This is a genomic window from Curtobacterium sp. UCD-KPL2560 (assembly GCF_001705035.1).
Lineage (GTDB): Bacteria > Actinomycetota > Actinomycetes > Actinomycetales > Microbacteriaceae > Curtobacterium.
This window is the reverse complement of the sequence record NZ_MCIG01000048.1, coordinates 1-26,069: the sequence shown is the minus strand read 5'-3', so window position 1 is coordinate 26,069 and position 26,069 is coordinate 1. Positions and strand designations below refer to the sequence as shown.

Annotated in this window: 22 protein-coding genes; 11 read left to right on the top strand and 11 right to left on the bottom strand. The window is 74.0% G+C overall.

Annotated features, from left to right (window positions below):
* Positions 1–224 precede the first annotated feature (224 nt).
* Positions 225–1,235 carry a GntG family PLP-dependent aldolase gene (locus tag BEP24_RS11395; protein ID WP_083230306.1) on the bottom strand — a complete coding sequence of 337 codons (1,011 nt, stop codon included), beginning with the start codon at positions 1,233–1,235 and terminating at the stop codon, positions 225–227.
* Between the two features lie 166 nt (positions 1,236–1,401).
* Between BEP24_RS11395 and BEP24_RS11390 the strand changes: the two genes are divergently transcribed.
* Both BEP24_RS11390 and BEP24_RS11385 read left to right on the top strand, forming a co-directional pair.
* Positions 1,402–2,316 (top strand): metallophosphoesterase, encoded by a 915-nt coding sequence (locus BEP24_RS11390; RefSeq protein WP_065963451.1) that lies wholly within the window; start codon positions 1,402–1,404, stop codon positions 2,314–2,316.
* Positions 2,317–2,593: 277 nt separating this feature from the next.
* Complete coding sequence (locus tag BEP24_RS11385) at positions 2,594–3,655, top strand: NADP-dependent oxidoreductase (protein WP_083230304.1); 1,062 nt, start codon at positions 2,594–2,596, stop codon at positions 3,653–3,655.
* Between the two features lie 188 nt (positions 3,656–3,843).
* Here the strand turns inward: BEP24_RS11385 and BEP24_RS11380 are convergent, their stop codons facing one another.
* The 7 genes from BEP24_RS11380 to BEP24_RS11350 all read right to left on the bottom strand — a co-directional run bounded on the left by BEP24_RS11380 (position 3,844) and on the right by BEP24_RS11350 (position 11,904).
* Positions 3,844–4,776, bottom strand: coding sequence for an ABC transporter permease (locus BEP24_RS11380; RefSeq protein ID WP_290439181.1), 933 nt, complete (start codon positions 4,774–4,776; stop codon positions 3,844–3,846).
* The gene (locus tag BEP24_RS11375; RefSeq protein ID WP_065963447.1) at positions 4,763–5,710 is read right to left on the bottom strand and encodes an ATP-binding cassette domain-containing protein; all 948 of its coding nucleotides are present in this window, start codon (positions 5,708–5,710) and stop codon (positions 4,763–4,765) included. The genes BEP24_RS11380 and BEP24_RS11375 overlap by 14 nt, the downstream gene beginning before the upstream one ends.
* Positions 5,707–6,783 (bottom strand): outer membrane lipoprotein carrier protein LolA, encoded by a 1,077-nt coding sequence (locus BEP24_RS11370; RefSeq protein ID WP_065963445.1) that lies wholly within the window; start codon positions 6,781–6,783, stop codon positions 5,707–5,709. Before BEP24_RS11370 ends, BEP24_RS11375 begins: the two co-directional genes overlap by 4 nt.
* 103 nt (positions 6,784–6,886) lie before the next feature.
* Entirely contained in the window at positions 6,887–7,390 is a 504-nt protein-coding gene (locus BEP24_RS11365) for a ribose-5-phosphate isomerase (protein WP_065963444.1), read from the bottom strand.
* Complete coding sequence (locus BEP24_RS11360; protein WP_065963441.1) at positions 7,387–9,126, bottom strand: dihydroxyacetone kinase family protein; 1,740 nt, start codon at positions 9,124–9,126, stop codon at positions 7,387–7,389. The genes BEP24_RS11365 and BEP24_RS11360 overlap by 4 nt, the downstream gene beginning before the upstream one ends.
* Positions 9,127–9,301: 175 nt before the next feature.
* The gene (locus BEP24_RS11355) at positions 9,302–10,633 is read right to left on the bottom strand and encodes an RbtT/DalT/CsbX family MFS transporter (RefSeq protein WP_065963440.1); all 1,332 of its coding nucleotides are present in this window, start codon (positions 10,631–10,633) and stop codon (positions 9,302–9,304) included.
* 20 nt (positions 10,634–10,653) lie between these two features.
* Complete coding sequence (locus BEP24_RS11350) at positions 10,654–11,904, bottom strand: zinc-binding dehydrogenase (protein WP_083230303.1); 1,251 nt, start codon at positions 11,902–11,904, stop codon at positions 10,654–10,656.
* A gap of 137 nt (positions 11,905–12,041) precedes the next feature.
* Between BEP24_RS11350 and BEP24_RS11345 the strand changes: the two genes are divergently transcribed.
* Together BEP24_RS11345 and BEP24_RS11340 are read left to right on the top strand one after the other, a co-directional pair.
* Complete coding sequence (locus BEP24_RS11345; protein WP_065963438.1) at positions 12,042–12,848, top strand: GolD/DthD family dehydrogenase; 807 nt, start codon at positions 12,042–12,044, stop codon at positions 12,846–12,848.
* 52 nt (positions 12,849–12,900) lie between these two features.
* A complete protein-coding gene (locus BEP24_RS11340; RefSeq protein ID WP_065963436.1) occupies positions 12,901–13,866 on the top strand; it encodes a sugar-binding domain-containing protein in 966 nt (321 codons plus the stop codon).
* A gap of 136 nt (positions 13,867–14,002) precedes the next feature.
* Here BEP24_RS11340 and BEP24_RS11335 read toward each other — a convergent pair whose 3' ends face one another.
* Positions 14,003–15,031, bottom strand: coding sequence for a GTP-binding protein (locus BEP24_RS11335; RefSeq protein WP_065963433.1), 1,029 nt, complete (start codon positions 15,029–15,031; stop codon positions 14,003–14,005).
* 58 nt (positions 15,032–15,089) lie between these two features.
* Between BEP24_RS11335 and ykgO the strand changes: the two genes are divergently transcribed.
* Both ykgO and BEP24_RS11325 read left to right on the top strand, forming a co-directional pair.
* On the top strand, positions 15,090–15,212 hold the full coding sequence (gene ykgO, locus BEP24_RS11330) for a type B 50S ribosomal protein L36 (RefSeq protein ID WP_065963431.1): 123 nt from the start codon (positions 15,090–15,092) through the stop codon (positions 15,210–15,212).
* A gap of 28 nt (positions 15,213–15,240) precedes the next feature.
* Positions 15,241–15,897: a histidine phosphatase family protein gene (locus tag BEP24_RS11325; RefSeq protein ID WP_065963429.1), complete on the top strand. Its 657-nt coding sequence runs from the start codon at positions 15,241–15,243 to the stop codon at positions 15,895–15,897.
* A gap of 190 nt (positions 15,898–16,087) precedes the next feature.
* On the opposite strand, the gene BEP24_RS11320 is transcribed toward BEP24_RS11325, so the two are convergent.
* Positions 16,088–17,830, bottom strand: coding sequence for a glycerol-3-phosphate dehydrogenase/oxidase (locus tag BEP24_RS11320; RefSeq protein WP_065963427.1), 1,743 nt, complete (start codon positions 17,828–17,830; stop codon positions 16,088–16,090).
* Positions 17,831–18,019: 189 nt separating this feature from the next.
* Between BEP24_RS11320 and BEP24_RS11315 the strand changes: the two genes are divergently transcribed.
* The 3 genes from BEP24_RS11315 to ald all read left to right on the top strand — a co-directional run bounded on the left by BEP24_RS11315 (position 18,020) and on the right by ald (position 21,368).
* Positions 18,020–18,982, top strand: a complete 963-nt coding sequence (locus tag BEP24_RS11315) for a sugar-binding domain-containing protein (RefSeq protein ID WP_065963424.1) — start codon at positions 18,020–18,022, stop codon at positions 18,980–18,982.
* Between the two features lie 84 nt (positions 18,983–19,066).
* Positions 19,067–20,131 (top strand): AraC family transcriptional regulator, encoded by a 1,065-nt coding sequence (locus tag BEP24_RS11310; protein ID WP_083230302.1) that lies wholly within the window; start codon positions 19,067–19,069, stop codon positions 20,129–20,131.
* Between the two features lie 136 nt (positions 20,132–20,267).
* The gene (gene ald / locus BEP24_RS11305; RefSeq protein WP_065963420.1) at positions 20,268–21,368 is read left to right on the top strand and encodes an alanine dehydrogenase; all 1,101 of its coding nucleotides are present in this window, start codon (positions 20,268–20,270) and stop codon (positions 21,366–21,368) included.
* Positions 21,369–21,627: 259 nt separating this feature from the next.
* Here the strand turns inward: ald and BEP24_RS11300 are convergent, their stop codons facing one another.
* The gene (locus BEP24_RS11300; RefSeq protein ID WP_253181666.1) at positions 21,628–22,473 is read right to left on the bottom strand and encodes a tryptophan-rich sensory protein; all 846 of its coding nucleotides are present in this window, start codon (positions 22,471–22,473) and stop codon (positions 21,628–21,630) included.
* A 214-nt stretch (positions 22,474–22,687) separates the two neighbouring features.
* Between BEP24_RS11300 and BEP24_RS11295 the strand changes: the two genes are divergently transcribed.
* Positions 22,688–23,671: a magnesium and cobalt transport protein CorA gene (locus BEP24_RS11295; RefSeq protein WP_065963417.1), complete on the top strand. Its 984-nt coding sequence runs from the start codon at positions 22,688–22,690 to the stop codon at positions 23,669–23,671.
* 162 nt (positions 23,672–23,833) lie between these two features.
* Positions 23,834–25,969 (top strand): alpha-galactosidase, encoded by a 2,136-nt coding sequence (locus tag BEP24_RS11290; protein ID WP_065963415.1) that lies wholly within the window; start codon positions 23,834–23,836, stop codon positions 25,967–25,969.
* Positions 25,970–26,069 lie beyond the last annotated feature (100 nt).

Sequence of the window (26,069 nt, the reverse complement as noted above, 5' to 3'; positions counted from 1 at the left end):
TTGCGCACGTGAGGGTGCGCGGGCACGGGACGGGGATGGCGGGCTCCTCGGGACGGGGCTCGGGCACGGAGGTGGACCGCACCGGAGTCCCGGGGGAGTCGGTGACGGGTCCACGAGCATTGTGCCCCAGGTGTGCCCCGTTCGGGGGGTACCGACGGATTCCGGCCTGCGGGCCACGCGGGCAGCCGCTCGACCGCCGCGGCGTCGGCTCCCTGCTCGTCCCGTCAGCGGGGCAGGGCCGCGAGCACCTCGGCCGCACGTTCGACGTCGTCGGCGCTGACGTCCAGGTGCGTGACGAGCCGGACGCTGCGCGGCCCGAGCTGCATCACCCGGACGCCCCGCTCCGCCGCGGCCGTGACGAAGGCGGCCGGGTCGGCGACCTCGGCGAACACGATGTTCGTGTCCACCGTCGCCGGGTCGACGTCGAGCGCCGCGGCGAGGACCCGGGCGTTCCGGTGGTCCTCCGCGAGCCGGTCGACGTGGTGGCCGAGCGCGTACCGACCGGCGGCGGCGAGGAAGCCCGTCTGCCGCATGCCCCCGCCGAAGCGCTTCCGCCAGGTCCGTGCGGCGGCGACGTGCTCGCGCGTGCCGAGCAGCACCGAGCCGACCGGGGCACCGAGCCCCTTCGACAGGCAGACGGACACGGTGTCGAACCCGGCGGCGAGCTCGTGCAGCGGGGTGCCGGTCGCGACGTGGGCGTTCCAGAGCCGGGCGCCGTCGAGGTGCAGGGCGATCCCGTGCTCCCGGGCGAAGGCCTGCACCGCGCGGATCTCGTCCTGCGGCTGCACCGTGCCGCCGCCGAAGTTGTGGGTGTTCTCGACCGCGATCGCCGTGGTGGAGACCGAGTACGCGCCGGCGTTCGGTTCGGCCAGCTCGCGCACGGTCTCGGCGACGAGGCGCCCGCGGTCCGAGGGCCAGGTGCGCGTGGTGATGCCCGAGAACACCGCGGCCGCACCGAGCTCGGCACGGACGACGTGTGCGCGGACGTCGGCCAGCAGCTCCTCGCCCGGGGCGACGTGCAGGCGGAGCCCGAGCTGGTTCGCCATCGAGCCGGTCGGGGTGAACAGCCCGGCCTCGTACCCGAGCAGCGCGGCGACCTCGCGTTCGAGGGCGTTCGTCTCCGGGTCCTCGCCGAACACGTCGTCGCCGACCTCGGCCTCGGCCATCGCCCGGCGCATCGCGGGGGTCGGGCGGGTGACGGTGTCGGAGCGCAGGTCGATCGGGGCGTCGGTCACGCGGCAACGGTAGCGCGGTGGGCCGCCGCGCGCCCCGGCGTCCGCGTCCGCCGGCGCCACCCGCAGCGGGGCCGCCGCACGCACCCCCGCGTCCGCGTCCGTCGGCGCCACCCGCGGTCCACCCGCCGTGCAGCCCCCGGACCACCGACGTCGCTAGCGTGTCCGCATGCAGCCGCCCGCACCGGGGACCCTCCGTGTCCTCCACCTGTCCGACACCCACCTGACCGGCGACGGCGCCCTGCACCAGGGGACCGTCGACACCACCGCGGCCCTCGACGCGGTCCTCGCCCACGTCGACCCGGTCCCCGGCGTCGGGCTCGTCGTCGTGTCCGGCGACGTCTCCGAGGACGGCAGTCCGGAGTCGTACCGCACCGTGCGCGAACGGGTCGGGTCCTGGGCCGAGCGGCACGGCGCCGCGTTCGTCGCCGTCCCGGGCAACCACGACCTGCGCGAGGGCTTCCGGCAGGTCCTCGCCGACGGGCACGTCCTGGGGGAGGGCGGGCGTCCGCTCGCGCACACGATGCAGTACACGCCGCCGAGCGTCCCCGTCTCGGGGCAGTCCCTCGTCGCGGGCTTCCGGATCGTCACCGTCGACACGAGCGTCCCGGGCGCGGGCTACGGCGAGGTGAGCGACACCGCCCTCGAGCACCTGCGCGCGGCGCTGACCGGCGACCCGGTCGAGCACGGCAGCATCGTGGTCCTGCACCACCCGCCGGTGCCCGCGCCGACCGCGCTGCACGAGGCGCTCCGCCTGCAGAACCCCGAGGACCTCGCCGAGGTGCTCGACGGATCCGACGTGCGGCTCGTCCTCGGCGGGCACCTGCACCACCACTCCGCCGGGTCCCTCGCGGGCGTGCCCGTGCTGGTCGCGCCGGGCGTCGCGAACGACTCGGACGTCGTCGGCCCGTACGACGAGGAGTCCGCCTGGGTCTCCTCCGGTGCGCTCGTCGTCGACGTCGCCACCGACGGGTCGGTCTGGTCGACGCCCGTCCGCGTGCCCCGGTCGGAGGGCGACCGCCGCGCGTTCCGGTTGGACGCGGCGACCGCGGCGCGCGTCGCGGAGGCGGCCGGCAAGCGCTGACCGGTCGCGTCACCGACGCGGTGCGGGGCGGACGGGAGGCGCGGGGCGGGCCCGCACCGCGCCTCCCGTCCGCCCGTCCCGCGTCCGTGCGCGTCGGTCCGCCTGTCCCGTGCCCACGCGCATCGGTCCGCCGGTCCGCCTGCCCGGCGACCGGACCGTCGGCCGGTCCGGCTGTGGCTCCCGCGCGTCGCGGGGGACCCGCGGAGTACCCCGCGCTCACGGACACCGTCCCGTCTGCGCGAGTACACCGGTGGCATGCAGACGGAAGGAGTCCCTCATGCGCATCGGTAGTGCAGTGCAGTACGACCGGTACGGCGGGTTCGACGTGGTCGAGCTCGTCCCGCAGGAACGTCCCGAACCCGGCCCCGGCGACGTCGTCGTCGAGGTGGTCGCCGCCGGACTCAACCACGTGGAGCGCTTCCTCCGCGAAGGGAAGCTCCGCGACCACGTCGACCTCGCGTTCCCCGCCCACCAGGGCGTCGACTTCGCCGGCATCGTCCGCGCACGCGGCTCCGAGGTCCGCGACCTCAAGGTCGGCGACGAGGTCATGGGCCACGCGCCCGACGGCGGCGCGCACGCGACCTGGGTGCGCGCACCCCGCGGCGCGGTCATCAAGAAGCCCGAACACGTCGGCTGGGAGGTCGCGGGTGGCCTGTACCTCGCCGGCTGCACCGCGGCGTCGATCGTCCGCGCCCTGCGCCTCGGACCGGACGACACCGTCGTCATCAGCGCCGCAGCGGGCGGGGTCGGGCACATCCAGTGCCAGCTCGCGCACGACGCCGGCGCGACCGTGATCGCGCTCGGCAGCCCCCGCAACCACGACTACCTGCGGCAGATCGGCACCCTCCCGGTGGCCTACGGAGACGGCGAGGAGGACCGCATCCGCGAGATCGCCGGTGGCCGCCCGATCACGGCGTTCATCGACAACCACGGCGACGACGCGGCGAAGGGCCTCGCGGCACGACTCGGCGTCGGCGAGGACCGCTTCGTGTCCTCCGAGGAACGGCGCGACGTCGAGATCCGGTTCCTCCGCGCGCCTGCTGAGGACGAAGAGGCGCGCGAACTGCTCACCATGCTCGCCAAGGCCGTGCAGGACCGGCGGGTGCAGGTCCTCATCTCGGGCTTCTACCCGTTCGAGTACATCGTCGACGCGTACGAGGACCTCGCCGAGATGCGGTCCCGCGGCAAGGTCGTGATCGGCATGCAGACCGTCGAGACCGGCGCGCGCCTGGACTGGTACCGCTCCGAGAAGGCCCGGGACCTGCGCGACCGGTACGCCGACCAGCGCGGGGCCGACACGGAGACGATGGCGGGCGGGACGGCCAGCCCCGCTTCCTGAGCCCTGCCGCTCGTGACACGGGCCCGACGTCCTGGTGGACGTCGGGCCCGTTCGTCGTCGGCGCGGGTCGCGCGCGTCGGTTCGGCGCGGATCGCGCCCGTCGGGTCGGCGCGGGTCGCGCGCGTCGGGTCGGCGTGGGTCGCGCGCGTCAGTTCGGCGCGGGTCGGTGCGGGTCGCCGCGTCTCGCGTCAGCTCAGGACGTCCTTCGTCGCGAAGCGGCCGTACGCGAGCGCGCCGAAGACCGCGACGTACCCGAGCTGGAGCAGCGCGTTCGACCCGAACGAGTCGAACGCGATCGGGTCGCGCAGCAGGTCGCCGAACCCGAGCCACAGGTGCGAGAACAGGAACGGGTGCAGCCAGTCGAGTTGCGGCAGCTGGTCGAGCACCTGGGAGACCCCGGCGAGCACCACGGTGGTCGCCATCGCCCCGACCGGCACCGTCGTCAGCGTCGACGCGAACAGGCCGATCGCCGCGAGCCCGAGCATCGACAGCGTCACGTAGAGCGCGAGGAGCACCGCCCGCCCGGCGTACGACCACCCGTCGACCTGGGTCCCGGACAGCAGGGTCACCGGGCCGATCGGGAACAGCAGCGCCCCGACGAGGGCTCCGACGAGCACCACGAGCAGGGTCGCGGCGAGGCAGAACGCCACCGCACCGACGTACTTGACGAGGATGAACCGCAGTCGCCCGGTCGGCGCGACGAGCAGGTACCGGATCGTGCCGTGCGACGCCTCGCCCGCGACCGTGTCGCCCGAGACGACCCCGACCGTGAGGGGCAGGAACAGCGGGATCGACACCGTCAGCGCCGTGAACGCCACGAAGAGTCCGTTGTTCGTGATGTCCCCGAGGAATGCCGGGCCGCCGTCGTCGCCGTCGGTGGTCAGGCGGACCGCGATCGCGATGAGGACCGGGACGAGGGCGAGCGCCCCGAGCATCGCCCAGGTGCGGCGCCGACGGAAGACCAGGGCGAGCTCGGACCCGAGCAGGGCGAACGTGCGACCCCGCCGGCCGGTGCGGGCGTCGGGCTGCGCCGCGGTGGCGGTGGCGGTCGCGTCCGCGCGGTGGGCCGTGGCCTCGGAGGCCGCGTCGGGCTGCGGTGCGGTGGTCTCAGGCTGCGACATCGAACCCCTCCCCGGTGAGCGCGACGAACAGGTCCTCGAGCGTGCCGCCGCCGACCGTGATCCCGCGGACCCGGACGTCGGCGTGCACGAGCGCCGCGGTCACGGCCTCGGGTTCCGTCTCGGCGGGCAGGTCCGCGACGAGCGTGTCGGCACCGGCGTCCCGTCGGGGCGTCAGGCCGAGGCCGATCAGGACCGTGCCCGCGTGCCCCACGTCGGGCGTCCGGACCGTGATCGTCCGGCCACCTTGCGCGCGGAGGTCGTCGAGCGCGCCCTGCGCGACCAGGCGCCCGGTGCGCATCACCGCGGCGTGGGTGCAGACCTGCTCGATCTCGGCGAGGAGGTGGCTCGACACGAACACGGTCGTCCCGTCGTCGGCGAGGGACCGGATGAGGTTCCGGACCTCGCGGGTGCCCTGCGGGTCGAGGCCGTTCGTCGGTTCGTCGAGCACGAGCAGGTCCCGGGGTGCGAGCAGCGCGTTCGCGAGCCCCAGGCGCTGCTTCATGCCGAGCGAGTACGCGTGCGCCTTCTTGTCGGCCGCGTGCGTCAGGCCGACCCGGTCGAGGGCGGCGTCGACCCGGGTCTTCCGGGACCGCGGGTCGGACGTGGGATCGGCGGCGTCGAAGCGGTGCAGGTTGGCCCGACCGCTCAGGTACGGGTAGGAGGCCGGCCCCTCGACGAGCGCCCCGACCCGGGGGAGCACGGTGTGGCGCGCGGCGGGCATCGGCTGGCCGAGCAGGTCGATGCGGCCGCTCGTCGCCGACGAGAGTCCGAGGAGCATCCGGATCGTGGTGGTCTTGCCGGAGCCGTTCGGACCGAGGAACCCGAAGACCGACCCGCGCGGCACGGCGAGGTCGATCCCGTCGACGGCGCGCTGGCGGCGGAAGACCTTGGCGAGCGCCTCCGTCCGGATCGCGAGGTCGGCGGTCGCGGTCACTTCGCCGCGGCGACCAGGGTCGACACCGGCACGGCACCCGCGAACACGCGGCCGTCGTCGGTCAGGTAGACGGAGACGAGCTTCGTCTGCACCGCACGCCCGCCGTCGACCGGCTTCGTCAGCTGGTCGAGCAGGCCGGAGGCGTCGGCGTCGCCCTGCAGCGCCGAGCGGTCGACGGAGCCCGCGGGCAGCTCGACCACGGTGTCCCACCCCGAACCCGTCACGGTGGGCGTGCCGCGGTCGGCTGCCGTGCCGTCGCCGTGCGACGCGTGGCCACCGTGGTCGGCGTCGGACAGGTCCTTCGTCGTCACCTCCGCGCCGCTCGGCGGGGTGAAGTCGAACAGGCGGGCGGCCGGCGCGCCGTAGTCGAGGCTCGTGAACCCGACCTGGAACGCCGGGTCGGCACTGCCCGCGGCGAGGACCGTCGCGCGGAGCGGCAGGCCGGTCTGCTGGTCGACCGCGAGCCGGACGGAGCCCACCATGGTGTCGTCCGACTTCGGCGTCAGCGTGACCTGCCACGCGTCGTGGCCCGCCACCCGGACGGCCGTGGGCTTCGACACGGTCGTGCTCGGCGTGATCGCGTCGATCGCGCGCCGGGCGACGTCGGCCGGGGTCGTGGTGCCGGCGGCGGGCGCGTCCCCGTGGGCGGGGAGCGTGACGTGCACGGCCGTGCGCTGCTTCGAGTCCCACGTCCAGACGTCGTCGCCGTTGCGGACGACGTCCTGCTCGGCGAGCTGCTGGGTGAGCTGCACGCGCTGCTTGTCGGGTCCGTCGACGTAGACACGTGCGGTGTGCGGTGCGGTGAGGAGCCCGAGCACGTCGGACGCGTCGCCCTGCACGGAGGACCCGCCGGCACCCGAGGGGAGCTCGGGCAGCCCGAGGTCGCTCGTCTGCGAGAGCCGGCCCGAGTACTGCGCGTCGCGGGACTGCGCCACGCTCGCGATCACGTCCGCGGCGCTCGGGTCCTTCCCCGCGACGGGGTCGGCGGCGGCGTTCGCGATCACGGGGGCGGCGACGGCCCCCGCGACGACGAGCGGCGCGAGGACGGCGGGCAGCCAGGCTGACTTCTGCATCGGTGTTCCCCTCGGTGGAGCGTTGCGTCCCGGGTACCGTACGTCCGGCAACCGACAGCCGGCTGGGACCCACGGCCCGGTACCCGGGACGCGACGGGCTGCCTCAGTCCCGGGGGCCGCCGCCGGTCTCGAGGGCGTCCGCGCCGACCGGGGCGGAGCCGTCGTACCCGCAGATCGCGGCGACCTTGTCGGCACTCGCGCTGCCCGGGTCGAAGACGTAGCCGAGCCACTCCCGCACCATGCGTCGCGCGACCTCGAGCCCGACGACCCGCTGCCCGAGGCACAGCACCTGGGCGTCGTTGCTGAGCACCGACCGCTCCACGCTGAAGCTGTCGTGCGCGGTCACCGCACGGATGCCCGGGACCTTGTTCGCGCTGATCGCCACCCCGAGCCCGGTGCCGCACACCAGGACCGCCCGGTCGGCCTCGCCCGTGGCGACCATCCGTGCCGCGTCCACGGCGACGTGCGGGTACGCCGTGTGCCCCTCGGCGTCGACCCCGACGTCCACCACCGACGCCACCCGCGGGTCGGCCTCGAGGTCCCGCCTGATGACCTCCTTGTAGTCGAACCCGGCGTCGTCCGAGCCCACCACCAACCGGTACGTCACGCGACCACTCCTTCCTTCGGTGCGCGTGCGGCGAGGACCTCGCCGACGCGGGTGAGGACCATCCCCATCGAGGTGGCGCCCGCGTCGGGCGTCCCCTTGCTCTTCTCGGCGAGCGGTCGCGCCCGTCCGACCCGCGGCGTGAGGTCGGCGGTCGCCGCCGCCTGCTCCACCGCGGTCCGGGCGGCGACCTGCCACGCCTCGGGCAGCGCCGCGCCCTGCTCGACCGCTGCGCGCAGTTCGTCGACGAACGGCAGCAGCGCGTCGAGCAGCGTCTTGTCGCCGCGCGACGCGCGGCCGAGCTGCACGATCGAGTCGGCGAAGGCCTGGGCGGCGTCGACGACGTCGGCGGGCGCGACCGTCTCGCGGTCGTCGCCGAGCGCCCGCCCGAAGGCCTCGAGCGCCGCACCCCACAGGACACCGGACGTGCCGCCCGCCGACGCGGCCCACGCGTCACCGGCACGTCCGAGGACGAAGGCGACCCCCGCCTCCCGGCCGGTCTGCTCGACCGCCCTGCGGGCCGCACCGATCCCCTTCACCATGCCGCGTCCGTGGTCGCCGTCCCCGGCGACCGCGTCGATCCGCCCGAGGGTCTCCTCCTGCTCACGCAGCAGCTCGTCCATCGCCGCGACGGCGGCGCGCGCCGCGTCGGCGGCCCGACGGGAGGCGTCGGTCGCCTCCGGCACGACCGTCGCCTCCGCCTCGGCCTCCTGCACCGCGGTGGCCGGCACGAGCGCGGCGACCGGCGCCCGCAGCTTGCGGTAGGCCGGGGTGTACGCGTCGGCACGCCAGAGCCGTTCGAGGTCGTCGTCGAGCCACTGCAGGGTCAGGGAGCAGCCGCCCATGTCGAGGCTCGTCACGAGTTCGCCGACCTCGGGCTCGACGACCTCGAGTCCGGCCGCGGTGAGCAGCGGCAGCACCCGGCCCCAGAGCAGGAACAGTTCCTCGTACTTCGTGTCGCCCAGGCCGTTCAGGACGGGCGCGACCCGCGTGCCGGCGCCGTCGGGGCGGGCGGCGAGGACCCGCTCGACGAGCAGCTGTGCGAGGTCGGTCGCGGGCAGGACGGGCACGTCGCGGATGCCGGGCTCGCCGTGGATGCCGAGGCCGAGGCCGAGGTGGCCGTCCGGGACGCTGAAGAGCGGGCCGGTCGCCCCGGGCATGGTGCAGCCCGAGAAGGCGACGCCGATCGTGCGGGTGGCCGCGTTCGCCGCGTTCCCCAGTCGCTCGACGGTGTCCAGGTCGGCGCCGTCCGCGGCCGCCGCGCCCATCGCCTTGAAGACCGAGAAGTCGCCGGCGATGCCGCGACGCTGCGCGACCTCGTCGGAGCTCGCGACGTCGTCCGTCACGACGACGATGCGGGTGTCCACGCCCTCGGCGCGCAGCCGCTCGGCGGCGAGCCCGAAGTTCATCGTGTCGCCGGCGTAGTTGCCGAACGACAGGACCACGCCGCGGCCCTGGTCGGCGGCCTTGGCGACCGAGTAGACCTGCGCCGCGGACGGCGAGGTGAAGACGTTGCCGACGACCGCGCCGGTGGCGAACCCGGGGCCGACGAGCCCGCAGAAGGCGGGGTAGTGGCCGGAGCCACCGCCGACCACGACCGCCACCTGCGGCGGGGCACCCTCGGTCGGCAGGGCGACGGCGCCCCCGTGCACGCCGCGGACGCGGTCACCGTGGAGTGCCAGCCAGCCGGCCAGCTGGTCCTCGGCGAACTCCTCCGGGTCGTCGTGGATCGTGGTCATCTCGTTCGTTCCTTCGTGTGTGTCGGCCGACCCGTGGTGGGTCGGGTGGTGCCGGGCGACGGCGGGACGGCCGCCGTCGCCCGGGGTCGGGGGCGTCGGTGCTGCGGGGCGGTGCCGGCGGTACCGTTCGGCGTCGCCCGCGGCACCGGCCGGCGCTGTCGGCGGTGCCGCGGGGTCAGTGCTGCCGGTGCGGTGTCGCCCGGCGCTGCGGGACGTCGAGGAAGTGGATCATCACGAACGCGCAGGCGTAGAGCCCGACGAAGGTCCACGTCACGGCCTCGCCACCGCCGCCGAGGGCGAACACCGCCGCGACGACGCCCGTCCCGAGGAACGCGGCACCGCCCGCCGCGGTCGTGTACATCGCCATCGCCGCACCCTTGTGCTCGGGGGCGAGCGCCGGCATGATCGCGCCCATCGGCACGAACCCGGCGAGCAGGCAGCCGAACACGCAGCCCGCGACGACCGAGAGCACGTAGCCCCAGTCCGAGCCGGCGGGCACGAGCTGCGGGACGTACCACCAGGCGACGAGGCCCGTGGCGGAGCCGACGATGCCGAACCACTTGACGGTGCGCTGCCAGCCGATCCGGTCCCCGACCCAGCCGAACAGGGCGTTGACGAGGATGTTCGTGGCGTAGACGCAGACGGTCATGAGCAGCCAGCGGCCCTGGCCCCACCCGCGCTGGTCCGCGATGACGGCGGGCAGGACGACGAACATGCCGAACTCCGGCGCCGTGTTGATCAGCCGGACCAGGAAGCCCATGAGCACCTTCGGCCGCGTCGCGGTGAGCCGGATGCCGCTCGTCAGCACGCGCCACGCGCTCTCGCCCGCCGGGGCGATCCGGGAGAACCCGTTCGGCAGGCGGACCCCGAACAGCATGATCAGGAAGCCCACGACGACGAGCGCGATCGACGCCACCATGGCACCGGTCTCACCGGTCGTCCCGCCGCCGAGCACCGGGATGGCGCCGATCGCGAAGAGCGACCCGAGCGTCGGCAGGCCGCCCGTGAACGCGACGTAGAACCAGCCGACCGCCGAGCCGTTGCGCTCGACCGGCGTCGTGATGTTCACCCACACGAGGAAGGCGAACGCGAACAGCGGGTAGCCGAAGCCACGGATCGCGTACGCCACGGCGGCGAACGGGACGCTGCCGAGACCGAGCGCGACGAGGAAGAGCACCTCGAACACGACCCAGACGGCGAACCCGAGGATCATCACGCGTCGCGGCCCGACGAGGTCGGACAGGGCGCCCGAGACGTAGCTGCCGATCAGTGCGGCGAGGCTGTAGAACGTGACGATGGTCGCGACCGTGGCCTCGGGGCTGCCGAGGACGGCGACCATGTGCGGCGTGATGAAGTTGGACTCGACGCCGTTGCCGGTCATGAAGACCAGCACGGCGACGAACCCGAGGGCGAGCGGACGGGGGATCCCCATCCGGTCGAGTCGGCCCTCGGCGCGGGCCGGGGCGGCGGTGGGCGCGGTGGTCGCGCGGGCGGTCGTCGTCGACATGCCTCGGACTCCTCGTGCGCTCAGGCCCGCGCGGCGGCGGCCGCGGGGACGGACTCGGCGGTGGACGACGCGGTCGACGACGCCGCCGACCCGGACGCCGCCGCGGTCGTGGGCGCGCTGAGGGACGGGACGATCGAGACCTTGACGCTCGCGCCGGCCGAGTCGCCGACCAGGTCGAGCGCCTGCTGGAAGTCCTCGAGCGGGAACTGGTGCGTGCAGATCTCGTCCATCGGCAGCGTCCCGGACTCGAGCAGCTTGATCGCCGCGGGCCAGGTGTGCGGTCCGAGGTGGGCACCGCGCACGTCGAGCTCCTTGTCGTCGGAGATGATCGACCAGTCGACCGAGACGGCGTCCTTGAAGACCGAGTACTCGACGAACGTGCCGAGTTTCCGCAGGAGGTCCAGGCCCTGGGGGACCGCGGACGGGTGCCCGGTGGCCTCGATGTACACGTCGGCGCCGTAGCCGTCGGTGAGCTCCTTCACGCGGGCCACCGCGTCCTCCCGGGCGATGTTGATCGTGACGTCGGCACCGACCTTGCGGGCCAGGTCGAGCTTCGCGTCGACGACGTCGAGGGCGACCACCCGCAGCGGGTTCTTCTGGCGGGCGCCCGCGATGGCGGAGAGACCGATCGGGCCCGCGCCGGCGATCACCACGGTGTCGCCGAACCGGATCTCGCCGCGCTCGACGGCGTGGAAGGCGCAGGAGAGCGGCTCGGCGAAGGCGGCGACCTGGCCGGGCAGCGCACGCGAGACGGGGTGGGTCAGGGCCCGCGTCGGGACGAGCACGTACTCGGCCATCGCGCCGTCGAAGCCCTTGAAGCCGAACATGTCGTGCACGGCGCACATCCAGTAGGAGCCCTCGAGGCAGTACCGGCACTCCCAGCACGGCACGATCTGCTCGCACGCGATCCGGTCGCCGATCGCCAGACCGCGCTTCGCGAGCGCCGCGTCGTCGGCGGCGACGACGGTCCCGACGAACTCGTGCCCGGGGACGCGGTCGGTCTCGGCCCACGCGGCGCGGTGCTCGTCGCCCCAGAACTTCGCGGCGCCGTGCCAGCACTTCAGGTCGCTCGCGCAGATGCCCACGGCGTCGGTGCGCAGGAGCAGTTCGCCCGGACCGGGCGTCGGCACCGGGCGCTCCTCGAGCCGGTAGTCGCCGGGTCCGTGCACCACCACGGCGCGCATCGTCGTCGGGATCGTGGCGGTGACGGTGTCCGCGGGGGCGGTCGTCGTGGTCGGTGTCGCTGGGGTACCGGTCGTCGTCGTCGACATGCGCTGTTCCTCCGTTGGTCAGCCGGGCTGGGCCCGTTCCGATGGTTCGGCGACGACTGTACACCCGACGGAACCGTTGTCCAGCACACAATTTCTGCTACGGTTCTGCCCACCACCGACGCAAGGGAGCGACCAGCATGACCACCGACCTCGACGCCGCACTCCGCCCCGGGCCCGACTCCGTCGACCTGACGAACGACCTCTCCGGACGCACCGCTGTCGTGACCGGTGGGGCCTCCGGGATCGGTCTCGCGATCGCCCGGGCCGCCGCCGCGCGGGGAGCCCGGGTCGCGATCGTCGACGTGCACGAGGACGGTGCCCGCCGGGCCGCCGACGCGCTGCCCGGTGCCGGGGAGAGCGCGCACCTCGGGGTCGGGTGCGACGTCACCGACGACGCCTCGGTCGCCGCCGCGGTCGACACGGTCGTCGCCGCCACGGGCCGGGTCGACGTGCTCGTGAACTGCGCCGGCATCGTCGCGCTCGACGCCGCCGAGGACCTCTCGGCCGCCGCGTGGAGCCGGACGCTCGACGTCAACCTGACCGGGACGTTCCGGGTCGCGCAGGCCGTCGGCCGGCACATGCTCGCCGCCGGGTACGGCCGCATCGTGAACATCGCGTCGCAGGCGGCGCACGTCGGCCTCGACCGGCACGCGGCCTACTGCGCGTCGAAGGCCGGCGTGCTCGGGCTGACGAAGGTGCTCGCGCTCGAGTGGGGCGGGCGCGGCGTCACGGTGAACACGGTGTCCCCGACCGTCGTGCTCACCGACCTGGGCCGCGCGGCCTGGGCGAACGAGGCCGGCCTGCGGCACCAGGACGAGATCCCGACCGGCCGCTTCGCCACCCCGGACGAGGTCGCCGCGGCCGTGCTGTTCCTGGCGAGCGAGGCGGCGGGCATGGTGAACGGCGCGGACCTCCGCGTCGACGGCGGGTTCACGATCCGCTGAGCGACGGCCGGACTAGCATCGCGGTGTCCGATCGATCGAAGGGTCCCGCAGCATGTCCTCCGAGAGCACGACCGGAGCGGAGGGCACCCGGCCCCGCTTCCCGCTCGACACCGTGTACCAGGCCGCGCGGATGTACTACCTCGAGGACGCCACCCAGGTCGAGATCGCCTCGCGCCTCGGGGTCTCCCGCCCCACGGTCAGCCGGCTCGTCGCCGAGGCCCGCCGCGCCGGACTCGTCCGCATCGAGGTCGTCGACCCGTTCCAGGACGAGACCGTCGCGCTCGCCGAACGCCTGACGGTCGTGCTCGGGCTGCGGGCCGTGCACCTCGCGGCCGTGACGCACGGGGCGACGCTCGGCGCCGACCTCGCGGCGCCCATCGCCGCCGCGGTCGACGGCATGGGGCTCGTCCCGGGCGACGCGGTCCTGATGAGCTCGGGGCGGACCGTGTACGACGTCGCGCACGCCGGGATGCCGCCCCTCGCTGGTGTGCAGCTCGTCCCGACCGTGGGCGGCCAGGCCGACCCGATGCCCTGGTTCCAGACGAACGAGATCACCCGCACCGCTGCCGAGCACTCGGGCGCGATCCCGGCCTTCCTGTTCGCGCAGGCGCTCCCGAGCGAGGCGATGCGGGCCTCCCTCGACGAGGACCCGGCGTTCCAGCACGTCGTGGGCCTCTGGAGCCGGGCGAAGGGCGCGATCCTCGGCATCGGCGCGCCGACCCCGACGCGGGACGCCCTCGCCCGGGGCATCCCGGTCGAGGACGCCGTGTTCGACCAGGCCGCCGGCGACGTCTGCCTGAACTTCTACGCCGCCGACGGCTCGGCGATCGAGTTCCCGGGGAGCGAGCGCATGGTCCGTACCTCGCGGGAGGTCCTGGCCGGTGTGCCGCACGCCGTCGGGGTCGCGGTCGGCACGGCCAAGGTGCCGAGCATCATCGGGGCGGTGCGTGCCGGTCTCGTCAACGAACTCGTCACCGACGCGGTCACCGCGCGCGCCCTGCTCGACACGCTCGCCTGACGCGCGGGCCCGCCCGGACCGGCCGGTCGGCTCGACACACGGTCCCGGTCGGGACCGGCCACACGCCCTGCTCGACACGCGGACCCGGTCGGGACCGGCCACACGCCCTGGTCGACACGCGCAGCACCCGGACCGGTCACTCCGGCTGCTGCGCGTCCACGGCCGGCCAGGCCGGGAACGGGTCCGCCCACGAGCGCCACAGCGCGGGGCCGGCGAGCAGTTCGGCCGGGGTCAGCAGCGCGGTGTCGAGCGCGCGCTCGATGCCGTGCACGTCGAGCCGTTCGCCGACGAACCAGATCGCCTGCCCGATCGGGGCGTCCGCGTCCCACGACGGGTTCGCGGTCGGGTCGAGGGCGAGCATCGCCCCGAAGCTCGACCACGACCCGACGTGGTCCGGTCGGGACGCCAGACGGAAGAACCCCCGCGACCGCAGCACCCGTCCGTTCACCCCGGCGGCGAGGTCCTCGGCGATGACCGTCGCGAGTCGTCCGGGGTGGAAGGGCAGCGGTTCCCGGTAGCGCAGCGTCACCAGGTCGTCGCACGGCGCACGCCCGCTGTCGGTCCGCCCGGCGTCGGTCGACAGCGCGCGCATCCACCCGGCGCCGGAGGCCAGCAGCCGCGCCGCTCCGCCGTTCGACGCGGGGAGGTCGGCGGCCGACCGGACGGTCTGCCGGGCGACGATCGCCGCGTGCGGTGCGAGGCGGTGCAGGAGTGCGACGAGTGCCCGTCGGCGCCGACCCGAGAGCGGGTCCATGCGGTCCAGCACGATGACCGTGGCGTACTCGACCACCGTGGTGACCCGGTCGGCGGCGACGAAGGCGTCGTCGACGTCGGACCACAGCAGGTGCGCGACCTCGTCGGCCCGCAGGACCGCGACGACGTGCCGCAGCACGCGGTCGTCACCGGTCTCGGAGCGGGCGGCGTTCGCCAGGAGCATGCCGACCGCGCGGACGTCGGTTCCTGGGCTCGTGCTGACGACGAGCCCGTGGTCGGCGTCGGGCCCGCACACCCGGTCGAGCTGGTCGGCGCGGGCGGCGATCGCGCGCGCCGCGGCGAACGCGGTGCCCGACACGTGCATGCGGTGTCCGAGGGCGATCCGGGACGCGACCTGGTCGGCGTCGACGTCGTGCAGCGCGGAGACGAGGGTGATGGCGGCGGGACGCATGTCGGGTACCCTACATGACAACCGTTCTCAACAAGAGGGCGCCGACCAGGAGGAACACGTGAAGGTCCGCAACTCGCTCAAGGCACTCAAGCAGGTCCCCGGCTCGCAGGTCGTCCGTCGCCGCGGACGCGTGTACGTCATCAACAAGCGTGATCCCCGGTGGAAGGCGCGGCAGGGCTGACGTCACCGGCGGTCCGTAGGGTGGCCGCATGCGACTCCTGCTCATCCGCCACGGCCAGACCCCCGCGAACGTGCACGGCATCCTCGACGCCGAGGTCCCCGGCCCCGGCCTGACCGAGCTCGGGCAGCGGCAGGCCGACGCGCTGCCGGTGGCGCTGGCCGACCGGGGCATCGAGCGCCTGTTCGTCTCGTCGATGGTGCGGACGCAGCACACGGCCGCGCCGCTCGCCGCCGCGCTCGGGATCGAGCCGGTCGTGCTCGACGGCCTCCGCGAGATCGAGGCCGGCGACACGCAGGGCAAGTCGGACCGGGTGTCGGTCCAGATGTACATCTCGACCGTGCACGGCTGGTCGGCCGGCGACCGCGCGAGCCGCATGCCCGGTGCGGAGAGCGGCGAGGAGTTCTTCGCCCGCTACGACGACGCGATCGCCCGGGTCGAGGCGTCCGGGGCGGCCGTCGCGGCGGTGGTCAGCCACGGCGCGGCCATCCGGACCTGGGCGTGCGCGGTCGCGCAGAACACCCCCGACGACTTCGGCACGAAGCGGCACCTCGAGAACACCGGGATCGTGGAGCTCGACGGGTCGACCGCCGACGGGTGGCGCCTGGTGGACTGGGAGGGCGAGCCGGTCGGCGGCGAGGACCTCGTCGACCGGACCGCGCAGGACCCGACGGGCGAGCGCTTCTAGCGATCGCACGACCGCGCGGGCTGCGCGACCGCGCGGGCTGCGCGACCGCGCGGGCTGCGCGACCGCGTGGACGGCGCGCCCGCCTGGACGGCGCGACCGCGCCCGCCCGCCGGACGCGACCGGACGACGGACGGGAGGCGCGGTGCCAGCCGGCACCGCGCCTCCCGTCCGTCGTGTGGACGCGACCCGACTACGCGGGCTGCGCCGTCGTGTGCAGCGGCACGATCACGCCGTGCGACTCGCGCAGCACGTCGAGCGTGCGCTGGACCTCGTCCGCGCGCTCCTCGGTCGTCCAACCGAGCGACCCGGCGAGCACGTCCGCCAGCTCGTCGAGCAGGTCGATCGTGACCCCGCCGACGAACGCGAGGTTCGTGCGACGCAGCACGACGTCCACCAGATGGACGGCCTGCTCGTGCTCGGCGAAGTACGCCACCTCGGCGCGGGTGAGCGACGGCTCGGACTCGAGCGGCTCGACCGGGCCGTCGACCAGGACGTCCACGACCTCGGCGGCACGGGTGCCGTAGCGCTCGAGCAGCCCCTCGGCGAGCTGCGGGTCGAGCCCGTCGCGGTGCGAGGTGATCCACAGGTCGCGCTGCGCGTCCGTGGTCGGGAAGTCCTTCCCGCCACCGATCGGCATGCCGGTGGTGTCGACCGTGCGGGCGACGCCGAGCTTCGTGGTGGCCTCGGTCGACAGGTGCGCGGCGAGGGCGCGGAACGTGGTCCACTTGCCGCCGACGAGCGACAGCACGGTGCTGTCCGGCAGGCCGGCGATCGGGGTGTCGACGATCCGGTAGTCGCGGGACACGAAGCCGGGGGCGGTGTCCTCGTGGCGGGGGAGCGGCCGGATGCCCGAGTAGCTGTAGACGATGTGGTCGCGCGTGACCTCGATCTGTGGGAACACGTGCTTGACCAGGCCGAAGAAGTAGTCGATCTCCTCCTCGGTCGTGGTGACCGGCTTCGACGGGTCGGCGTCGATGTCGGTCGTGCCGATGAGCACCCGGCCCTTGAGCGGGTAGATGAGCACGATGCGTCCGTCGTCGTTCTCGAAGAACAGCTCGCGGCCCTTGGTGGCCTCGAGGAGCTCGTCGTTGTGCACGACGATGTGGGAGCCCTTGGTGCCGCCCATGAACTTCGTCTCGCCGCCGAACGCCTGGTTCGTGAGGTCGGTCCACGGCCCGGAGGCGTTGATGACGACGTCGGCGTGGAACGCGAACTCCTCGCCGGTCTCGCGGTCGCGCAGCAGGACGCCGCCGTCGCGGGTGCCAGCGGCCTCGACGTAGTTCGTCGCTCGCGCGGTGCTCGCCGAGCCGGTCCCGGTGCCGGCGGCCAGGCCGTCCTTGAGCACGTCGAGCGCCAGGCGCTCCGGCTCGTGGACGGACGCGTCGTAGTAGGTGCCCGTGTACTTCAGGTCCTTGTTGAGCGCCGGCATGTCCTCGAGCGCAGCCTTCTTGGTGCGGAAGACGTGCTTCGGGACCGAGCCGCCGTCGCGCGAGAAGGAGTCGTAGATCGTCATGCCGATCTTGATGAGCATCGCGCCGCGCTCCTTGGTGGAGCGCTGCTTGTGCGTGAGCATGCGCAGCGGGGCGTTCATGATGCCGGAGAACGTCGAGAAGATCGGCATCGTCGTCTGGAGCGGCTTGACGTAGTGCGGGGCGATGCGGATGAGGCCGTTGCGCTCCTGCACGCTCTCGCGCACCAGGCGGAACTCGCCGTTCTCGAGGTAGCGGATGCCGCCGTGGATCATGTGGCTCGACGCGGCCGAGGCGCCGCCGGCGTAGTCGCCGCGCTCGACGAGCACGACGTCGACGCCCTGCAGGGCGAGGTCGCGGAAGGTGGCGATGCCGTTGATGCCGCCACCGACGACGAGGACCTGTGCGGTCGGTCGCTCGGTGAGCGCCGTCACGGTGTTCCGGGGCTGCGTCTTCTTCGACATTGGTGCGTCGCTTCCTTGGGTCGGTTCCGTGGGTCGACTTCGATGGTGCGCCTGCTCGGGAGGGCGGGCAACACGCGTGCACGAACGTGCAGGACAGGTGTCGTCCGGCCCGGCAGGTGGCCGGGAGAGCGGTCTGGAGGCGCGACAGGGGTTGCAGAGGCCGTGCACGTCCGTGCATGCTCGGTTCCCATGAGCGACGCTGCGCAGCCGATGCGGACCCAGCAGGCGCTGCGCGCCGCACACCTCTACTACCTGCAGGACCTGACGATGGACGCCATCGCCGACGAGCTCGCGACCTCGCGATCGTCGGTGTCGCGTCTGCTGAAGTACGCCAGGGACACCGGGCTCGTCGACATCCAGATCCGGTCGCCCCTCGACCAGGCCGCGGCGCTGAGCCGGAACATCCGGGCGCGGTACGGGGTGCACGCGCACGTCGTCCCGGTGCCCGACCACACGAGCGACGTCGACCGGCTGGAGCGGGTGGCCCTGTCCGCCGCGCGGATCCTCACGCAGTACGTCGAGTCGAACATGGTCGTCGGCATCTCGTGGGGGTCGACCGTGAGCGCGGTGAGCCGGTACCTCGTGCCGAAGACCACGCACGGGTCGACCGTCGTGCAGATCAACGGCGCCGCGAACACCCGCACGACCGGCATCGTCTACGCCTCCGAGATCCTGCGGCGGTTCGGCGAGGCGTACGGCGCGTTCGTGCAGCAGTTCCCCGTCCCGGCGTTCTTCGACGACCCGGCCACCAAGGAGGCGCTGTTCCGCGAACGCTCGATCCGACGGGTCCTCGACCTGCACGAGCGGATGGACCTCGTCGTGTTCGGCGTCGGTGCCCCGCAGGCGCCGGTGCCGTCGCACGTGTACTCGGGCGGGTACCTCGACCCCGAGGACCGCGACGAGCTCGCCGAGGCCGGCGTGGTCGGGGACGTCTCGACGGTGTTCTACCGGGCCGACGGCTCGTGGAAGGACATCGGGGTGAACGCCCGCGCGGGCGCTCCCGACCTCGACACGATCAAGCGCGCCCCGCGCCGGGTCTGCGTCGTCGCTGGCCGGTCGAAGGCGGCCTCGTTGAAGGGGGCGCTGGCGGCCGGACTGGTGACCGACCTGATCCTGGACGAGAGCGTCGGGCAGGCGATCCTGCAGCCGTGACCGGCGTGACCCGGCGGGTCCGGGCACCCCACCTGCGTCAGGGTCTGACCGACTTTGTCGGTGGCTCCTCCTAGGCTCCGGTGCATGGTGCCTTCCCGCGAGACCCGTCAGCCGGCGACGGCTGCTGCGCGCCCTGCGTCACCCGCCCCGGGCCCGGCGTCGGCCGGTGCCGCGGTGTCCGCGACCGCGGGCACGGACCCGTCCACCGACGGCTCACCCCGCTACTTCCGCCGACTCGTCGGCACCGACGTCGACGAGGCGCTCGCCTTCTTCACCGGCGACTACGACTTCACCGCACCGCGCGTCCGCCGCACCCGTCCGCAGCCCCAGTGGGACTTCGCGGGCGTCGGCGACGACCGCATGTCGCTCCGGTCGTCGCGGTTCCTGGTCGACCTGCGCACCGAGAGCCGCGTCGACGACGAGTTCGTCATCGCGTGGATGCGCAGCGGCTCGAGCACGATCACGTACCGCGGGCAGGCGTTCGAGCTCGAGCCCGGCGTGCCGGTGGTCCTGCCGTTCGCCGACACCTACGAGCTGCACCACCGCGACATCGGCCTCAACCTCGTGCAGCTCGACCGCGACTTCGTCCGGAGCGTCGTCGGGGACGAGGACTTCGCGTTCGACCCGATGCGACGGCCCACCAGCGAGGGCATCCGCGCGTGGCAGTCGGTCGTCCGGGCGCACTCGGCCACCTGGCTCGACCGGACGCACGACCTGACCCCGGCCGCCCAGCGCGCGATCGCCGAGTCCTTCGTGACCGCCGCGGTCGAGGCGTTCCCGCACCGGGACCGCTGGCGTTCGGCGGTGTCCGGGAACGGTCCGGAGCACGACCGCCTCCGTCGGGCGCTCGACTACGTGCACGCCCACGCGCGCGACCCGATCGGCACGCCCGAGATCGCCGCGGCGGCCGGCCTGAGTCCGCGTGGGCTCCAGCAGTCGCTGCGCCGACACCTCGACCAGACCCCGGGCGACCTGCTGCGCGGTGTCCGACTCGACGGTGCCCGGGGCGACCTGCTCCGCGGTGACCGGGACGGCACGAGCGTCGCGGACGTCGCGCGTGCGTGGGGCTTCGGGCACCTCGGCCGGTTCTCGGCGACGTACCGCGCACGGTTCGGCGAGCTGCCGAGCGAGTCGCTCCGGACGCGCTAGCCGGCTCCGGGCACCCGCTCGCCGAACCCCGTCGCACCGAACGGCCTCCGGGTGAGCAGATGTTCGGATGAGGCGTTGCCGGGTCGAACGGCGTCGCATCGTGGGCTCACCTGCACCGCCCACGAAGGAGTCCGTGATGCTGATCGGCGTCCCCACCGAAGTCAAGAACAACGAGTACCGCATCGCGGCGACCCCGGCGGGCGTCGGCGAGCTGTCCCTGCACGGCCACGAGGTCCTCGTGCAGGCCGGGGCGGGCGAGGGCTCGTCCTTCACCGACGACGAGTACCGCGCTGCCGGCGCGACCGTCGTCGACACCGCCGCCGAGGTCTGGGCGCGCGCCGAGCTGGTCCTCAAGGTGAAGGAACCGGTCGCCGCGGAGTACGCGTCGATCCGGCCCGGACAGGTGCTCTTCACGTACCTGCACCTCGCCGCCGACCGCCCGTTGACGACCGCGCTCGTCGGGTCCGGCGCCACCGCGATCGCGTACGAGACCGTGCAGCTGCCCGACCGCTCGCTGCCGCTGCTGTCGCCCATGTCCGAGATCGCCGGGCGCCTGTCCGTGCAGGTCGGCGCGTACCACCTGATGCGCACGAACGGCGGCCGCGGGCTGCTGCTCGGCGGGGTTCCCGGGACGCCGCGCGGCCGCGTCGTCGTGATCGGCGGCGGCGTCGCGGGGGAGCACGCGGTCACGATGGCGCTCGGCCTCGGCGCCGAGGTCACCGTCTTCGACATCAGCCTGCCGCGGCTCCGCGCGCTCGACGCCCGCTTCGACGGAAGGGTCACGACCCTGCGGTCGTCCTCGCACGCGATCGCCGAGGCGCTGCAGTACGCCGACCTCGTCGTCGGTTCGGTGCTCATCCCGGGGGCGTCCGCGCCGAAGCTCGTGACCGACGCGATGGTCGCCGACATGCGCCCGGGTTCGGTGCTCGTCGACATCGCGATCGACCAGGGCGGCTGCTTCGAGGGCTCGCGGCCGACCACGCACGACGACCCGACCTTCCGGGTGCACGACGCGGTGTACTACTGCGTCGCGAACATGCCGGGCTCGGTGCCGCGCACGAGCACGATCGCGCTGACGAACGCCACGCTGCCGTACGCCCTCGCGATCGCCGACCACGGCTGGGAGCGCGCGACCGCGGCGGACCCGGCGCTCGCGAAGGGCGTGAACGTGCACGCGGGCGAGGTCGTCAACGAGGCGGTCGCCGCTGCCCACGGTCTGACGCCCGCCGCGCGCTGACCCGGGGCGGCCACCGCCGGCCGACCACCTCGCGGGAGCGACACTTCGCGCCCGCCCGCTTCCGCACCGACGAGTCCGCGAAAGCGACACTTCGCGCCCCCGGGCGCTCGTCATGCACGCGGAAGCGACAGTTCCCCGCCGACCATCGGCGGGGAACTGTCGCTTTCGCGTGGTCGGCCGCGGCCCTCGCGTCACCGGCTGTCGCCCTCGCGAAGCCGACCGTCGGGCCCGTGAGCTGCCGCCGGCGGCAGCCGCCCGCCTACGCCACCCGTGCCCGGGGGCGGGCGGCCGAACGGCCGCCGACCCAGCCGACGCGCGTGCGCACCACGAGCGTCGTGACGACCACCGCGGCGACCGCGACCACCGCGGCCACCGCCGTCGGCACGGACACGAGCGGCCCGTCGAGCCGCCCGACCGCGACCCACGCGAGCCCCCACGCGATCGACAGCGTCGGGGCGATCCGGCCGCCGTCCCAGACCGCGAGCAGCACGCCGACGAGCCCGGCGACGAGCGCGACCGCCACACCCCAGACGTCCTCCCCGAGCCCGAAGCCCCGGAAGCCCGCGGCCGACAGCACCGCGGCGGTGTTCGCCGCGGTCGCGACGCACAGCCACCCGAGGTAGAGCCCGAAGGTCCCGTCGGTGAGCACCCGTTCGACGAGGCCCGACCCGGAGGCCGTCCCCGCGGCCGGGTTCCGCCGCAGCACCACGAACGTCCAGACGAGCACCACGAGCAGCGCGACGATGACCGGTTCGCTCAGCCACAGCGCGCCGAACTGCACGGACAGGATCCACGCGGCGTTGAGCAGCAGGGACAGCGTCGCCGGCAGGGCGATCGCACGGTGCCGGGCGTCGTCGGCGGTGCGGAAGCACTGCCGCACCGCGTAGGCGACCAACCCGAGGTAGATGACGCTCCAGATCGAGAACGCCGGTCCGTCGGGCGCGATGGCCGTCGACGACGCCGAGAGTGCCCCGCCGGACGCCTGCGCGATCGGCGTCCCGACCACCGCGCCGGATCCGAGGAAGCCGCCGACCACCGCGACGACCGCGCTCGCCGCGACCACGATCCTCCAGGCCTTGCCCATGTCCACTCCCATCGTCAGCATGCTGATGACCTGGACCGTAGGCCGTCCGCCCGACCGCGCGCGCAGCGCGCGCCCAGCCTGCGGGGGACGACCGGGGCCGGACCCGGTGTCCGCGTCCGGACGCGCCCCGGCCGGGACCGGGCTCCCCGGACACGACGGGCGGGACGGGAGGCGCGACCCACCCCCGCGGGCGCGTCCCGTCCGCGCGGGTCCGGCCGTGCGTACGGTGGCCAGCGTGACCGTCGAGCTCAACACCGTCTACGTCGACCGGATCGCGCCGATCGTCTGCCCCTCGCTGGAGACCACCTTCCGCATGGTGGGGGAGGAGGGCGCCACCGCGTGCATCGTGCTGCACCGCCCCGACGCGCAGGAGCTCGGCGACGTCGCGGTCGCACTCGGCCTGCACGAGCTCGCGGTCGAGGACTCGGCCGAGGGGCACCAGCGCCCGAAGCTCGAACGGTACGGCTCGACGCTGTTCGCGGTCCTCAAGCCCGCGGTGTACCACGACGACCGCGAGGAGGTCGAGTTCGGCGAGGTGCACGCGTTCGTCGGCAGCGACTTCTTCCTGGCGGTCGTGCCCGCCGACCCGCGCGGTCCGCAGGCGGTGCCCCGGGCCCTGCAGCGGATGAGCGGCAAGCCGGGCCTCGTGACGGTCGGCCCGCAGGCGCAGCTCTGGGCGCTCATGGACTCGATCGTGGACGGGTACGCCCCGGTGATCGACGGGCTCGAGGAGGACATCGACCAGATCGAGGACCAGCTCTTCGCGGGCGTCCCCGGCGTCTCGAAGCGCATCTACGAGCTGTTCGGCGAGGTCGTCGACTTCCAGCGGGCCGCACGACCCCTGATCGGCATGATCGAGAACCTGCACCGCGGCGCCGAGAAGTACCACCTGCCGGTCGAGATGCAGCGGCGGTTCCGCGACGTGCTCGACCACGCCATCCGCACGGTCGAGCGGCTCGACACGTTCCGGCAGCTCCTGCAGAACGCCCTGACGGTCGACGCGACCCTGGCGGCGCAGAAGCAGAACGACGACACGAAGCGGATCTCGGGCTGGGCGGCGATCCTGTTCGCGCCGACGCTCATCGCGGCGATCTACGGCATGAACTTCACGCACATGCCCGAGCTCAGCTGGACGTGGGGCTACCCGCTGTCGATCGTCGCGATGGTGCTCTTCGCGGTCGTCCTGTACGTCGTGTTCAAGGTGAAACGCTGGTTCTGACCCTCCCGGCGGCGCGGCCGCCGTCCGGGCACCGCCATCCCTGACCGGGCGCCACGGTTCCTCTGCGGGCGACGCGGTTCCCGTCGCGTTGGCGCGTCGGGTTGCGGGAGCGCTCCCAGACCCGCGAGGCTCGTCCTGTCACCGCCGCCGACAGGAGCAACGATGCCCACCGACACCACCTCCGCGCCGACCTCGGGGATCGTCCACCTGACCGCAGGGGGCGTCTCCCTCGTGCTCGACTGCCGCGACGCCGCCCTACCCGCCGTCCTGCACTGGGGTGCGGCGCTCGGTGACCTCGACGACACCGCGCTCGCAGCGATGGCCGCGGCCGACGTGATGCCGGTCGCCCCGAACGAGATGGACGTGCCGGTGCGCCTCGCCGTGCTGCCGGAGCCGCACCGCGGCTGGACCGGACGCCCCGGACTCTCCGGGCACCGGGACGGTCGGGACTGGTCGCCCGCGTTCACGGTCACGGCGCTCGAGGTCACGGACACCGCGGTCGTCGCCGACGCCGAGGACCGGACCGCCGGGCTCGCCGTGCGGGTCACGGTCGAGGTGCTCGTCTCCGGACTCGTCCGCGCGCGTGCAGCCGTGACGAACACGGGCGAGGGTGTCTACACGGTCGAGGACCTCACGGTCGCGCTGCCCGTCCCGCCCCGCGCCCGCGAGGTCCTCGACTTCGCCGGCCGCTGGGGCAAGGAGCGCACGCCGCAGCGCCGGGCCCTGGTCGTCGGGACGCACGAGCGCGACAACCGCAAGGGCCGCACGGGCTCCGACGCCGCGACCGTCCTGAGCGTCGGCGAGCCCGGCTTCGGCTTCGCCCGCGGCGAGGTCTGGGGCGTGCACACCGCGTGGAGCGGCAACCACCGTCACCTCGCGGAGCGCCTCGCGACCGGGCGCCAGGTCGTCGGCGGCGGCGAACTGCTCCTGCCCGGCGAGGTGCGGCTCGCACCGGGCGGGACCTACGAGGGCCCCTGGGTGTACGGCGCCTACGGCGACGGCCTCGACGACCAGGCGCGCCGGTTCCACCGCTGGCTCCGGAGCCGCCCGCAGCACCCGACCTCGCCGCGCCCGGTCACGATCAACGTCTGGGAGGCCGTGTACTTCGACCACGACCTGGCCCGGCTGACCGACCTCGCCGAGCGCGCCGCACGACTCGGGGTCGAGCGGTACGTGCTCGACGACGGCTGGTTCCGGCACCGCCGCGACGACCACGCCGGGCTCGGTGACTGGTACGTCGACGAGGACGTCTGGCCCGACGGCCTCGGGCCGATCGTCGACCGCGTCCGTGCGCTCGGCATGCAGTTCGGGCTGTGGTTCGAGCCGGAGATGGTGAACGAGGACAGCGACCTCGCCCGCGCGCACCCCGAGTGGATCATGCAGGCCGACGGTCGCCTGCCGGTGCGCTCCCGCGACCAGCAGGTGCTCAACCTCGCGATCCCCGAGGCCTTCGCGTACGTGCTCGAGCGGATGACGGCCGTGATCGGGGAGTACGGCGTCGACTACGTCAAGTGGGACCACAACCGCGACCTCGTCGAGGCCGGCCACCCCGGGGGCGGTGCCGCCGTGCACGAGCAGACCCTGGCGACGTACCGGTTGATGGCGACGCTCAAGGAGCGGTTCCCGGCGCTCGAGATCGAGTCGTGCTCGTCGGGCGGCTCGCGCGTCGACCTCGGCGTGCTCGAGCACACCGACCGGGTCTGGGTGTCCGACGACATCGACCCGGCCGAGCGCCAGGAGATGCACCGCTGGACGCAGCAGCTGCTCCCGCCCGAGCTCCTCGGCGCCCACGTCGCGAGCGGCCGGAACCACACGACCGGACGCGTCCACGACGTGTCGTTCCGCGCCGGGACCGCGCTCGTCGGGCACTTCGGCATCGAGTGGGACCTGACCCTCGCGACCCCGGACGAGGAAGCCGTGCTCGCCGAGTGGATCGCCCTGCACCAGCGGTGGCGCGCCCTGCTGCACGGCGGGGACCTCGTCCGTGTCGACGAGGTCGACCCGACCCGCCGCGTGTACGGCGTCGTCGCACCCGACCGGCGGGAGGCCGTGTTCTTCCTCGCGAGCGTCGGCCGGTCCGAGGTGTCGGGCACCGGCCCGATGCTGTTCCGCGACCTCGACCCGGACACGCGGTACCGCGTCGACCCGGTCGTCCTCGGCGACGCCCACCTGGTCACGCCGCCGGCGTGGTGGAGCGGCGACCGCACGGCCACCGGACGCGTGCTGCAGACCGTCGGGCTGCAGGTCCCGCTGCTGCCGGCCGACTGCGTGGTGCCGTTCCACGTCACGGCCGTCTGACCGCGACGGGGCGGACGGGAGGCGCGTGCCGGGCCCACCCCGTCCCTTCCGTCGTCCGCGTGGGGCGGACGGGAGGCGCGTGCCGGGCCCGCCACGCGCC